This window comes from Rubricella aquisinus, from assembly GCF_014199445.1.
Classification (GTDB): domain Bacteria; phylum Pseudomonadota; class Alphaproteobacteria; order Rhodobacterales; family Rhodobacteraceae; genus Rubricella; species Rubricella aquisinus.
The window spans coordinates 167,169-180,322 of record NZ_JACIJS010000001.1 but is presented as its reverse complement, the minus strand read 5'-3'; the positions used below and the strand labels follow the sequence as shown (position 1 = coordinate 180,322).

The 13,154-nt window shown below is 63.8% G+C and carries 9 protein-coding genes; all 9 read right to left on the bottom strand.

All coding sequences use genetic code 11. The features are described 5' to 3' along the window. Positions 1-6: 6 nt before the first annotated feature. The 9 genes from FHS89_RS00830 to FHS89_RS00790 all read right to left on the bottom strand — a co-directional run bounded on the left by FHS89_RS00830 (position 7) and on the right by FHS89_RS00790 (position 13,140). The gene (locus FHS89_RS00830; RefSeq protein ID WP_184007503.1) at positions 7-1,077 is read right to left on the bottom strand and encodes an acyl-CoA dehydrogenase family protein; all 1,071 of its coding nucleotides are present in this window, start codon (positions 1,075-1,077) and stop codon (positions 7-9) included. A gap of 10 nt (positions 1,078-1,087) precedes the next feature. Next, positions 1,088-2,278 (bottom strand): acyl-CoA dehydrogenase family protein, encoded by a 1,191-nt coding sequence (locus FHS89_RS00825; protein WP_184007501.1) that lies wholly within the window; start codon positions 2,276-2,278, stop codon positions 1,088-1,090. Between the two features lie 9 nt (positions 2,279-2,287). After that, positions 2,288-3,463, bottom strand: a complete 1,176-nt coding sequence (locus FHS89_RS00820; RefSeq protein ID WP_184007499.1) for an acetyl-CoA C-acyltransferase — start codon at positions 3,461-3,463, stop codon at positions 2,288-2,290. A 10-nt stretch (positions 3,464-3,473) separates the two neighbouring features. Next, positions 3,474-5,561: a 3-hydroxyacyl-CoA dehydrogenase NAD-binding domain-containing protein gene (locus tag FHS89_RS00815; protein WP_184007497.1), complete on the bottom strand. Its 2,088-nt coding sequence runs from the start codon at positions 5,559-5,561 to the stop codon at positions 3,474-3,476. Positions 5,562-5,571: 10 nt separating this feature from the next. Then, a complete protein-coding gene (locus FHS89_RS00810; protein WP_246413495.1) occupies positions 5,572-6,327 on the bottom strand; it encodes an IclR family transcriptional regulator in 756 nt (251 codons plus the stop codon). Positions 6,328-6,417: 90 nt separating this feature from the next. Beyond that, complete coding sequence (locus FHS89_RS00805; protein WP_184007495.1) at positions 6,418-9,465, bottom strand: alpha-mannosidase; 3,048 nt, start codon at positions 9,463-9,465, stop codon at positions 6,418-6,420. After that, positions 9,462-11,198: an ABC transporter ATP-binding protein gene (locus FHS89_RS00800; RefSeq protein WP_184007494.1), complete on the bottom strand. Its 1,737-nt coding sequence runs from the start codon at positions 11,196-11,198 to the stop codon at positions 9,462-9,464. Before FHS89_RS00800 ends, FHS89_RS00805 begins: the two co-directional genes overlap by 4 nt. Further along, positions 11,195-12,127, bottom strand: coding sequence for an ABC transporter permease (locus FHS89_RS00795; protein ID WP_184007492.1), 933 nt, complete (start codon positions 12,125-12,127; stop codon positions 11,195-11,197). Before FHS89_RS00795 ends, FHS89_RS00800 begins: the two co-directional genes overlap by 4 nt. Next, positions 12,127-13,140 carry an ABC transporter permease gene (locus tag FHS89_RS00790; protein ID WP_184007490.1) on the bottom strand — a complete coding sequence of 338 codons (1,014 nt, stop codon included), beginning with the start codon at positions 13,138-13,140 and terminating at the stop codon, positions 12,127-12,129. The genes FHS89_RS00795 and FHS89_RS00790 overlap by 1 nt, the downstream gene beginning before the upstream one ends. Positions 13,141-13,154: the final 14 nt, after the last annotated feature.

Here is a 13,154-nt window from a genome sequence, read left to right as displayed (position 1 = left end):
GGCGGGTCACGTCGCGGAGAGGGCGATAAACCGGGCGAGGTGGTGGTCCTCATCCCCGAATTTGTGATCCGCCATCACCATGCGTTTGGCGAAATGGGCAAGCGCGTATTCCGCCGTCATCCCGATGCCGCCATGAAGCTGGATCGCCTCCTCCGCCATCAGCCGGGCGGTGCGGCCCATCAGGTTTTTCGCCGCAGAAATGTGGCGCGCCTCCTGATTGGTGCCAAGCTGGCCAGCCGCGTTGATGACCGCAGAGCGGGCTTGCTCCAGTTCAATCGCGAGATCCGCCATGCGGTGTTGCAGGACCTGAAACTTACCCAAAGGGCGGCCGAATTGCTGGCGGGTCTTAAGATGGGTGATCGTGAGCGCCATCGCCGTTTCCATCGCGCCAAGCGTGTCGGCCATGCAGGCCAGCGTGGCGCGTGCGATGTGCCGCTCCAACAGTGGCAGCGCGCCAGTCAGCAGGGTGTTTGCCGGGGTGGCGTCCAGCCGAAGCTCCGCCGCGCGCATCCCGTCCGCCGTGGGATAGGCCGTCAGGCTCAACCCGTCAGCCCCGCGCGGAACCAGCGCCAGCGTCACGCCCTCCGGCCCAAGGGCCGTCACCAGAAACAGATCCGCCGCCTCCGCGTGGCCGACCAGTGATTTATGCCCCGAAAGCCTGTCCTCCGTCAGGCGGGTCGTGCGCGGCGACAGGTCATAGCGGCCATCGGGCTCCAGATAGGCAAGGGTCACGATCAGTTCCCCCGCGATGATCCGCGCGACCAGATCACCATGTCCCATCTCCGCCAGCAGCCCCCCGGCGATGAGCGCCTCCATCATTGGCTCAAGCGCGCCCGCGCGGCCCAATTCCTCAAACACCAGCGCGATGTCAAACCCCGCGCCGCCAAAGCCGCCCTGATCCTCCCCAAACAGGGCCGCCACCGCGCCCAGATCAGCCAGATCGCGCCAGATATCGCGATCGAACCCGGCCTCTGCGGCGATCAGCGCGCCGCGCCTCTCCGCGCTATACCGATCCGTGAGGAAGCGGCGCAGGCTGTCCTGCATCATCTGGCGGTCTTCGGTGAGCGTGAAATTCATGGCGCGCCCCTCACAGCCCAAGCACCTGTTTGGCGATGATGCTGCGTTGCACCTCGTTCGAGCCGCCAAAGATGGAAAGTTTGCGATTGTTGAAGTATTGCGCAGTGACCGGGCGCGCATAGTCCGGCGCGATCCCGTCATTGGCCCCCTCCAACCCTTCAGAGACGAAAGGCAGCGCCATGGGGCCAAGCGCGCGGCGGGTCAGGTCGTTGATCTCCTGCCGGATCACGGTGCCCTTGACCTTGAGCATGGAGCTGTCCGCCCCCGGTGCCTGCCCGCGTGCCGCGGCTGACAGGATGCGCAGATTGGTCGTGGACAGCGCCATCAGGTCAATCTCCACCCGCGCAAGGCGCGCGGCGAAAAGCGGGTTGTCGATCAGGCGGCCCGCGCCGTCCCGTTCGGCATGGGCGATGCGCTTGAGCGTCTCAAGCCCCGCATTGGAAAACCCGATCCCGGCGATATTCGTGCGCTCATGGGTCAGCAAGAATTTGGCATAGGTCCAGCCCTTATTCTCCTCCCCCACCAGATTGGCCACGGGCACACGCACATCGTGAAAGAACACCTCGTTCACCTCCGCCCCGCCGTCGAGCAGCACGATAGGCCGCACGGTCACACCGGGAGAGGCCATGTCGATCAGCAGGAACGAAATCCCCTCCTGCGCCTTGGCCGTGGGGTCCGTGCGCACAAGGCAGAAAATCCAGTTCGCGTATTGGCCAAGGGTCGTCCAAGTCTTTTGCCCCGTGACGACGTAGTCATCGCCATCGCGCACCGCGCGGGTTTTGAGCGACGCAAGGTCCGATCCCGCGCCCGGTTCCGAGTAGCCCTGACACCACCAATGCTCCCCGTTGAGGATACGCGGCAGGAAATGCTCCTGCTGCGCTTTTGTCCCGAAATGCTGCAACACCGGCCCCAGCATCGTCAGGCCAAAGGGCACGATGCGCGGGGCATGGGCGCGGGTGGTTTCCTCCTCAAAGATATGCCGCTCGGTCGCTGTCCATTCCGCGCCGCCAAAGGCCTTGGGCCAGTTCCCGGCGAGCCATCCGCGACCGTTCAGGATGCTATGCCACGCCTCGTGATCCTGTTTCGAGAGAGGGCGGCCCAGCCGGACTTTCTCGGACAGGTCGCGCGGCAGGTGTTCAGCCAGAAAGGCGCGGACCTCCTCGCGAAATGCGGTCTCCTCCGCCGTGTAGGTCAGGTCCATCGCTGTCCCCTAATGCATCTCAAGAAGGCCCGCCGCCCCCATGCCGCCGCCGATGCACATGGTCACGACGCCGAGTTTCGCCCCACGCCGCCGCCCCTCATGCGCCATATGGCCCGCAAGCCGTGCACCGGTCATGCCGAACGGATGCCCGATAGAGATGGAGCCGCCATTGACGTTATAAATCTCAGGATCAATCCCGAGTGTGTCGCGGCAATAAAGCGCCTGACTGGCAAACGCCTCGTTCAATTCCCACAGGTCGATATCCTCCACGCGCAGCCCATGCCGGGCCAACAGGCGCGGCACGGCGAAGACGGGGCCAATGCCCATCTCATCCGGCTCACACCCCGCCACGGCAAACCCGCGAAAGGTGGCAAGCGGTGTCAGGCCCGCGGCCTCTGCCGCTTTCCGCTCCATCAGTATGAGCGCCGCCGCCCCGTCCGACAATTGCGAGGCGTTCCCGGCGGTGATGAACTTATCCTCCCCCTTCACCGGCTTGAGGCTTTGCAACCCTTCGAGCGTGGTGGAGGGGCGGTTGCATTCGTCTGCCGTGATCTGCACCGCGTGTTCGGTCACTTCCCCCGTCTCATTGTCCTTGCGCCGCATCACCGTGTCCATCGGCACGATTTCCGCGTCAAACCGCCCGGCCTCCTGCGCTGCTGCAGTGCGCTGCTGACTGGAAAGCGCATAGGCATCCTGCGCCTCCCGGCTCACGCCATAGCGCGCGGCGACGATATCGGCGGTGTCGATCATCGGCAGGTAGAGGTCTGGCTTATGCGCCATGATCCAGTCGTCGGGGATGTCGCGCGGCGGCGGCTGGGTGGTGGAGATACTCTCGATCCCGCCGGCAAGCACACACTCCGCCCCGTCCTGCACGATATATTGCGCGGCCATCGCGATCGCTTGCAGGCCGGACGCGCAAAACCGGTTGACGGTCATGCCTGACACGGTGACGGGCAGCCCCGCGCGCATGGCGATCTGACGCGCGATGTTGCGGCCCGTGCCTGCCTCGGGATAGCCGCAGCCCCAGATGCTGTCCTCGATCATCGCGGGGTCAATCCCCGCGCGGGCAATCGCGGCCTCCGTCGGCACGCCGCCCAGTGTCGCGCCATGGGTCGCGTTGAACGTGCCGCGATGCGCCTTTCCGATGGGTGTGCGGGCGGTTGAGACGATGACGGCTTCGCGCATGATGCGGCTCCTATCCATTCAAACTGTCGAAACTGGCGCCGCGCGCGACCAGATCGGTCAGCAGCGGCGCAGGGTGCCAGAAATGCGGGTCGTCTTGGGCGAACGCCTCGATATCGGCAAGGATGCTCGGCAGGCCGCGCATATCCGCGTATTTCATCGGCCCACCCCGCCAGCGCGGAAAGCCGTAGCCATACAGCAGCGTCACATCCACATCGAGCGGGCGGGCCGCGATGCCATCCCCCACCACCTTCGCCGCCTCATTGATCATCGCGGCCATGTAGCGGCGCTGAATGTCCTCCGCCGTGAAGGCGCGCGGCGTGATCCCGCGCGCGGCCCGGTCCGCGTCGATCATCGCGGCCACCTGCGGGTTCGGGACGGGGCGTTTTGGGTCGGTATAGTCATAAAACCCCCGCCCGGTTTTGCGCCCGAACCAGCCCTCTTCGCACATCATATCGGCAAATTTCGCGATCCGGTCGTTAGGGTGCCGCAAGGGTGCGAGCCGCTTTCGCGTCGCCCAGCCGATATCAAGCCCGGCGAGATCGCTCACCGCGAACGGTCCCATGGCAAAGCCGAAATCGACCATCGCGGCGTCAATCGCGTAAGGCGTGGCCCCCTCCAGCACCATATGATCCGCCGCCATCCGGTAGCTCGCCAAAATCCGGTTCCCGATGAACCCGTCACAGACCCCGGCGCGCACCGCGACCTTTTTCAGCCGCTTGGCAAGCGCAAAGCCCGTCGCCGTCACCTCCGGCGCGGTATGCTCGGCCACCACGACCTCCAACAGCCGCATCACATGCGCGGGGGAGAAGAAATGCAGCCCGATCACATCACCGGGGCGGGCGGTCACGGCGGCAATCTCGTTGATGTCGAGATAGCTCGTGTTCGTCGCCAGAATGGCCCCGGGCTTGCAGTGTTGATCGAGGGCTGTGAAGATCGTTTTCTTGACCGCCATATCCTCGAACGCGGCCTCGATCACCAGATCGGCGTCAGCAAGGGCCGCATATTCGGTGACGCAAGTCAGCCGGTCGCCGAGCAGCGTGTCGCGCGCAGGCTCCGTCAGTTTACCGCGTGCCACGCTGTCGCCAAGGATCCCGGCGATGCGCGCATGGGCGGCCCCCCGGGCCGCCTCCGTTTGCTCCACCAATGTCACGGAAAGGCCATTGAGCAGAGCCGCCGCCGCGATCCCCGCGCCCATCGTGCCGCCACCAATGACCCCGATCCAGGCCACATCGCGGGGCGTCACGCCCGCAATCTCCGGCAGCTTTCCGACCTTGCGCTCGATAAAGAACGCGTGGATCAGCCCCTCCCGCTGGGGCGATGCCATGAGGCCGGAAAACAACTCCCGCTCCCGCTTCAGCCCCGCATCAAAGGGCAGGGTGAACGCGGCCTCCACCGCGTCCACGCATGTGACAGGCGCGATCTGCCCGCGCGTTTTTGCGGCGACTTTGGCGCGCCATGCATCGAACAACGCCGGATCATGCGGCGCTGGGGCGATGCCCCGCGTCGGGCGCGGCCCGGCGCCCTCAACGAGTAAGCGACGGGTGAAGCGCAGCCCTGCCTCCTCCGGGCTGCCGTCCTCTATCGCGTCAATGAGACCGATGCGCAGCGCCTCCGTCGCGCTGATATGTTTGCCCGTTGTGATCATGTCGAGCGCCGCCTCGGCCCCGGTCAGGCGCGGCGTGCGTTGCGTGCCGCCAGCGCCCGGCAGGATGCCCAACAGCACCTCCGGCAGGCCGACCTTCGCCCCCGGCACGGCGACGCGGTAATGCGCACCCAAAGCCACCTCCAGCCCGCCGCCCAGTGCCGTGCCGTGAAGTGCTGCGACCACCGGCTTTCCCGCCGCCTCGATCCGGTTGACCACATCCGGCAGGCCCGGTGCGGCCAGTGGCTTGCCAAACTCGGAAATATCCGCCCCCGCGATGAATGTGCGCCCGTCCCCAAGGATCAGGATCGCGTCCGCGCCGTCATCCGCCAGTGCCCGCGCAAGCCCCGCGTCCAGCCCCGCACGCACGGCCTGCGACAGCGCATTCACGGGCGGGTTTTGCACGCGCAGCACGGCGATGCGGTCGGTAACGGAATAGGCGACTGGCTCGGTCATGCGGGGCTCCTTATCCGCGGCGCACAAGGGCGGGCGGTGTTCCGGTGGCGTGTTCCAATTGGCGCACGGCGTCGCGCAGGCGCGGGCCGACCTCCGATTGCGCGCGCGCATCGCTCAAATCTTCGGCCATCGCGCCACAGGTGAAGGCGACCGGCTCGGCAAAGGCGCGGCTGCGATAGGGCACAGCGACCGCGTTGATCGTGGGCGTATAGCGATCCGCCAAGGGCACGGTGACAAACCCGTCCCGGATCATCTGGCCATAGGCGTCCCGCGCCGGGCCATCCCCGTCGGGAAGGGCTGCCAGCACCGCATGGCCGGAGGCAGAACCGACAATCGGGATGCGCTGCCCCACATCCAGCCAAATCGACGACACGCCCGCAGGCCGCCATGTCTTCATCAAGAGCATCTTCGCATCGTCCCGCACGGCAAGCACCACGAGCGTGCCCGTCTCATCGGCCAAGGGCTGCATGATCGGGTCCGCCACGTCCACAAACCCGACAGAGGCCGCCGCGATATTGCCAAGCGCCAGCAGCGCGGGGCCGGGGCGGTACTTCTCCCCCCATCCCGCATGGCTGAGATAGCCAAGGCTGTGCAGCGTGAACGTGAGGCGCGACACGGTCGATTTCGGCAGGCCGGTGCGCGCCGCGATCTCCTGATTGCCCAAGCCATCGTCTGATGCGCGAAAGGCGCGCAGCACCGCCATCCCCCGCGCCAAAGTGGTGGCAAAGCGGCGATCGGTTTCATCCGGCTTTGGGGTCATATCCATGCGATACCCAGTCGAAATTCCATTATGCAGAATTTTGTTCTGCATAATACACATATCGGTACGATCCATCGCCCCGCGATGCAATGAAAATCAGAACCGAACGCGCAAGGATACGATCTGGAATGGCGTTAGCGGGAGGGTCACATCCGGGCCATCTGAGGGCAGCGGCGCGCCCGCATCCTCCTCCAACAGGTTCACCGGCTGGACGGAGCGTGGCGCATCGGCAAAGCGGATCGTCACTGGCCCGCGCCGCCTATGCGCCTCAAACAGGCGCACGATCAGGCCGTCGCCATCCTCCGCCGGTTTGACGGTCTCGACCACCACATTGGGCTCAAGCGCCGCGACCAGTGCGCGCCCGTCGCCTGTCCCGCCGATCAGGCGCGGCGGCATGTTCAGCTCATAGGCTTCTGCCAGCACGTCCCCGCGCCAACAACCTTCATGCGGCAGCAGCGCATAGGTGAACACATGCCGCCCCTGATCCGCGACCGGATCGGGCATGGTCGCGGATTTGATCAGCGACAGGCGCATCACATCCTCGCGGATATCATAGCCATATTTGCAGTCATTGAGCAGGGCCACGCCGTAGCCCTCCTCGCTCAGATCGGCCCATCTATGGGCGGGCACCTCGAATTTTGCGTAGTCCCACAGGGTGTTGCGATGGGTGGGCCGCTCGATACTGCCCCATTGGATTTCATAGGTTGCATTGGGGCTGAACACCTGCACCGGGAACGCGACCTTGAGCAAAAGATGGGTTTCGTGCCAATCGACTTCCGTGACGAAATCAATCCGTTTGGAATGCGGGGTCAGGCGGATGACCTGCGCCACGCGGCTGTTGCGGTAGGAGCGCTCAATCCGCAGTGCCACCCGCAATGGTCCACTTTCCACGATCTCACAGCGTGTCAGGCCAGTGATGACCTCCCCCCGATCTTCGAAAAACGCGTCGATATCCCATGCGTCCCATGAGATCGGGCGATCCTCGAACACTTGCAGACGGTTCCCGGCCTCTCCGGGTTTGAGCACCTCGCGCTGGGCGGTTTTGTCATAGATGCGGATTAGGTCCGCATCGGCGGAGAATTCCAGCCGGATAAGCGCATTCTCCATTACCGTGCCGGTCGCGTCTTGCGCGATTGACAGCCCTGCTTGTGGGGTCTCTGGTGCTGGATCGGACACGGAATAGGGCGGCAGGGTCTGCTGAATGAGGATGCCGTCCTCGGCATTTTGCGTGACACCGTCGACCATCGTGTCATGCGGCAGGGTGACGGTGCGTGTCTTGGCAAACGGGATCGTATTAGCCAGCGCCGTGCCACCGTTCAGCGGGTGCACTTCGGCCAGCAGCGCGTCGATCCGCGCGTAATCCTTGCGGGCGTCGTCAAACACCTCCGTGATCGACGTGCCGGGCAGGATATCGTGAAACTGGTTCAGGCAGATCAGTTTCCACGCTTCGGTGAGCGCATCGCGCGCCACCGCCCCACCTGCGCGCGCGGCCAGAAACTCCGCGTCATGGGCCGCGATTTCCGCCTTGCGGTTGGCGCGTTTGATCCAGCCTTGCGACGTCAGAACGCCACGATGCCCCTCCAGATACATCTCATCCGCCCATGTGGCGAGATGCGGGGCCTCCCCCTCGATCGCCTCGAAAAACGCGCGCACGGTGGAGAATTCGAGCTTCGGCACCCCCGGCATGCCCTGCCATGCCTCCGCCCGGCGGATCAGTTGCCCGGTCGGCCCGCCGCCCCCGTCGCCATAGCCGTAACAGATCGGCAGATCGGAGATACGCTCTTTGACGGTAGAGCTTTGCCATGTGCCGATGACCTCCTCCCCGCTGAGGTCGGATTTGTAATTGGTGGGGAAGGGCAGGTGCTGCACGCTGCGCGGCGTGGTCAACGAATGGGTCAGCACCTCCGTCCCGTCGATGCCCTGCCACATGGTCGTGCTGGCAGGGATCTGGTTGTATTGGTTCCAGCTTGCCTTGTTGGTGAGCATCCATTTCAGCCCAGCCTGTTTGATAAGCTGGGGCAGGCACCACGACAGGCCGAATGTATCGGGCAGCCACAAGACGGGCGTTTCCACCTCCCCGAACGTGTCGCGGAAATAGCGGCGCCCGAGCAGGAGTTGCCGCACCAATGCCTCCCCACCGGGGATGTTGGTGTCACACTCGACCCACATGCCGCCCATGACCTCCCAGCGGCCTTCAGCGACGCGGGCGCGGATGCCGTCGAAAATCTCCGGGTAGTCTTGCGCGGTATAGTCGTAGAGCTGCGGCTGCGAATGGCTGAACGTGTAATCCGGGAACCGTTCCATCAGGCGCAGGACGTTGGAATAGGTCCGCGCGTTCTTGCGCCGGATCTGGCTGATCGGCCACAGATAGGCGATGTCCATATGCGCATGGCCAATCGCGTGCAGCGTCACGTCCATCGGCTGCCCGGCCCGGGCCAAGCCCACCTCCAGCGCCTCCGCCGCGCGGGGGATGGAGCGGTAGAACGCGTCCCCCAGCGGATCGCGCGTATCCAGTTGCAGGAAGGCTGCATCAAGCGCGTTCAGGATGCGGTGCTTTTCCGGCCGATCATCGCTGAGCTTGCGCGCCACATCCAGCGCCACCTCCGCGCGGGACAGGAAATCGCGCGTCGCAAGGTCGATGGAGACGACGGCGCAGGGCTTCATGAACAGCTTTGACTGATCCGTCGGATCAGGGGGCCAGCCGGACAGGCCGGTCCAGCCATGCAATTCGATCCGGTGGGGATGACCGTCCGCCAAGTCTTGCGGCAGATAGATCGTGTGGTGATACCGATCCGCGGAGGCATAGGGCACCCCGTCGATGTAAAGCAGGCTCTCGGGATGGGTGAAGATATCCCCCGCCTCCCCCATCGGCAGATGCAGCGCGATCTTGCCACTGGTCCAGCCGCGCGGGATCGTGATTTCGCTGACCATGAGGTAGTTGAGGTTCTGCCCACCCCAATAGCTGTCCCACGGGATCACCTCCCATCCGCTGGCATCCGCGCCCAGGGGCGGCTCTGCCTCGGCACTGGTGAGCCGGGTGATGCGAAACGGGGCAAAGGGCAGCCGGTCGCGGAAGATCATCCGCTCCACCAGCTTGATCCGCTTGCCGATCTTTTGGGTCGTGAACCGCCGGTCGTGGGTCATGCAAATTGCGTGCTCAGGTTAAAGCCATCGACATCACCGCGATAGATCGTCGGCTGCACCTCTGCTTTGGCAAGATGCGCCTCCGCGTCGAACCGGTTGGAGGTGCCCCAGGCGCGGTTCATGTCCGGCCATGGGATCGAGTCGATCAAGAGCTGCGTATAGGGATGCTGCGGATTGCCGATCACCTCCTTCGGCGGGCCGGCCTCCGCCACCCGCCCGTGATAGAGCACGATCACATAATCGGACACATGATAGGCGGTCGCCAGATCATGCGTGATGTAAAGGATCGAAATCCCGTATTTGTCCTTGAGATCATAGATGTTCTTGAGGATTGAGGCCCGCAGGGACGCATCCACCATCGACACCGGCTCATCCGCGATCAGCAGCTTGGGGGACAGCATCAGCGCGCGCGCCACGATCAGGCGCTGGCGCTGCCCGCCCGACAATTGGTGCGGATAGCGGCGCAGAATGAGGTCGGGGTCCAGACCCACGGCCTGACAGGCCTCCTCCATCGCCGTTTGGGTATGGGCATCCGATTGCGACAGGCCGAACCGTTTGAACGGGAATTTCAGCGCATGTTCCACCCGGTAGAACGGATTGAAACAGGCATAGGGGTCCTGAAACACCGCCTGCACGTTCTTGCGAAAACCAAGCGCCTCTGACGTCGATAGCCGCGAAATGTCCTTGCCCTCAAACAGCACCTGCCCGTCGCTTGGCTCGTTGAAGCCCAGCATCAGACTGCCCATCGTGGACTTGCCCGATCCCGATTGCCCAACGATGGAGATGATCTGCGGCACGTCCCCTTCCAGCGTGAAACTCATCGGTTGCAGTGCCGTGACATTGCCATAGCGCTTCGTCACATTGCGAAACTCCAACAGCGGCTCCGGCCCGGTTTTCTGGGACGCGGGCGCGGCCACCGCCGGGGACAGGAACGTCTCCCCGCCCACCAGAGGCACCGATGAAATCAGGTCTTTGGTATAGGGATGCTGGGGGTTTTCGATGATCTGGCGGGTCGTGCCATGCTCGACGAGCACGCCATCTTTCAGCACGGCCAATTCATCTACCGATTGCGCCATCAGGCCCATATCGTGGCCAATCAGGATCAGCCCGCAGCCGATGCGCGTTTGCACCTCTGTCAGCGTCTCCATCACCTGCCGTTGCGTGACCACATCCAGTGCCGATGTCGGCTCATCCGCGATGATCAGTTCGGGCGTCAGGATCACACCCAGCGCGATACAGACCCGCTGTTTCATCCCGCCCGACAATTCGTGCGGATGCAGTCGCCCGACGCGTGCCGGGAGGCCCACGCTTTCAAGCGCTGCATCCGAGCGGGAGCGGAGCGTGGCGAGGTCGGTCTTACCCTCATGCGCCACAATCGCGTCCCACATCTGGTTTTCCACCCGCATCACCGGATTGAGCGAATTCATCGCACCTTGGGGGATGTAGCTGACCCGGCGCAGGCGCGCGCGGCGCATTTCCTCCTCCGACAGGGTGAGCACGTTGGTCTTGTCCTGCCCCAGCAGGATCTCCCCCGAGGATACCCGCCCTGGTGCCGCGAGCATCCGCATGATGGCGAGCGCCGTTGTCGTCTTGCCCGACCCGGACTCGCCGATAAACCCGACCTTGACGCCCGGATTGATCGTCAGCGACAGGGATTTCACGGCATTCACGATCCCCGCAGGCGTGGGGAAGTCGATCGACACGTCTTTCATCGTCAGCACGGGGGATGTCATGACAGCTTCCTCAAACGGGGGTTGGAAATCTCATCAAGCCCAAGGTTGATGAGCAACAGGCCAATGAACATCACTGCGAGCAGCAGCGTCGGGATACCCCACCACCACCACAGGTTCTGAATAAGCGCGCCTGCATTGATCGCCTCATAGATCGTGCGCCCTAGCGTCGGGATGCGCTGCGGGCCAAGGCCCAGCACCTCCAGCCCCACGGCTGTCACGATGGAGGTGGTGACATTCGCGATGAAGGAGCCAAACAGGTACGGCACCAGATTGGGCAGCATTTCGCGAAACATGATATGCGGGGTGGAGGCGCCAGACAGTTGCGCCATCTGCACATAGCCGGAGGTCCGCATCGACAGCACTTGCGCGCGGATCAGGCGCGTGGGCGATTGCCACACGAAACACGCGATCAAGAGCGCCATCATCGTCAAGCTCACATCCCCATATGCCGCCTGAAACACCACGAGGATCAGCAGAGGCGGGATCGTGATCATCACGTCCGACAGGATGCGGATCGTGTCATCCGTGCGCCCGCCCACGAACCCGGCGGTAAAGCCCAGCGTGATCCCCACGCTCATCCCGATAAGGGAGGCGAGCATCCCCACAAACAGCGAATTTGGCGCGCCCATGATGATGAGCGCCAGAATATCGCGCCCGCCCCCATCGGTGCCCAAGGGATAATCCCACACGCCTTCCTGCCGCCGCAGGTTCTCAAATCCGACGGGTGGCAGTTTCAGTGGGGTGGAGCCGGTGAACACCAGATCAAGGTTCCACACGAACCGCCCGAGGATGCCGAGGGCGATGATGAACAGAAGCAGGCTCGCGCCCCAGATCAGCTTGGGGTTCAGCCATGGATTGTCGAACCGGCGCATCCGCTTGGCGGTGGCGCGGTCGGCGCGGGTCTGCGGGCTTTGATCGGTCGAGGTCATCAGGTGTCCCCCTCATGCCGGATGCGCGGATCAATGAATGGATAGATCAGATCGACAAGGAACACCGACACCGCCGTCATCAGGATGATGACATAGCTGATCCCCTGAATGACCGGGAAATCCTGATCGAGGATCGCGTCATACAAAAGTTTGCCCATGCCGTTATAAGCAAAGATGCGCTCCACCAGCACTTGCCCCGCGACCAGCAACCCGATCTTGAGCGCAAAGGCGGTGATCTGCGGCAGGATCGCGTTGCGGATCATGTAGCGGTAGAGGATATAGCGCGGGCGCAGGCCCTTTGCCTCCGCGAGTTTCACATAATCCTCCCCCTGCACGGTGATCATCAGCCCGCGCATTCCAAGCGCCCAAAAGCCGAAGGTCACGATCACGATGGACACGGCAGGCAAAAAGCCGTGATGCAGCACGCTTTGCACGAACGACCATGTCCAGCCCGGCTCCACCGTCAGGCCATAGGCACCCGTCAGAGGGAACCACTGCAATTGCGCCGAAAAGACCCACATCAAGAGCAGGCCCGACAGGATCGGTGGGATCGAGGTGAACACCATCGCCGCCGGAATGGCGACCTTCACCAGATTGGGGGAGCGTTCCCACACCATCAGCGCGCCCAGAAGGTTGCCGATGACAAAGGTGATGACCAGCGACAGGATCATCAGGCCAAGCGTCCACGGCAGGGCGCTTGCGATCAGTTGGGAAACCGGCGTCGGAAAGCTCGCGGTCGAGAGGCCGAAATCGAATGTCAGCGCCCCGCCCAGATATTTGAGGTATTGGATCAGCAATGGCTGGTCGATGCCCATGGAGGCGCGCAATTGCGCCAAAATCTCATCGGCATTCGCGACAGAGCCCGCACCAGCGGCCATCCGTCCGAGCGCGATTTCCGCCGGGTCAACGGGGGACAGGCGCGGAATGATCCAGATCAGCGTCGCCGCGATCCAGACGGTCAGCAACAGCGTGATCACGCGATTGATCAGGTATGATCGCGGAATACGACCCATATGCGTGTCTCCCC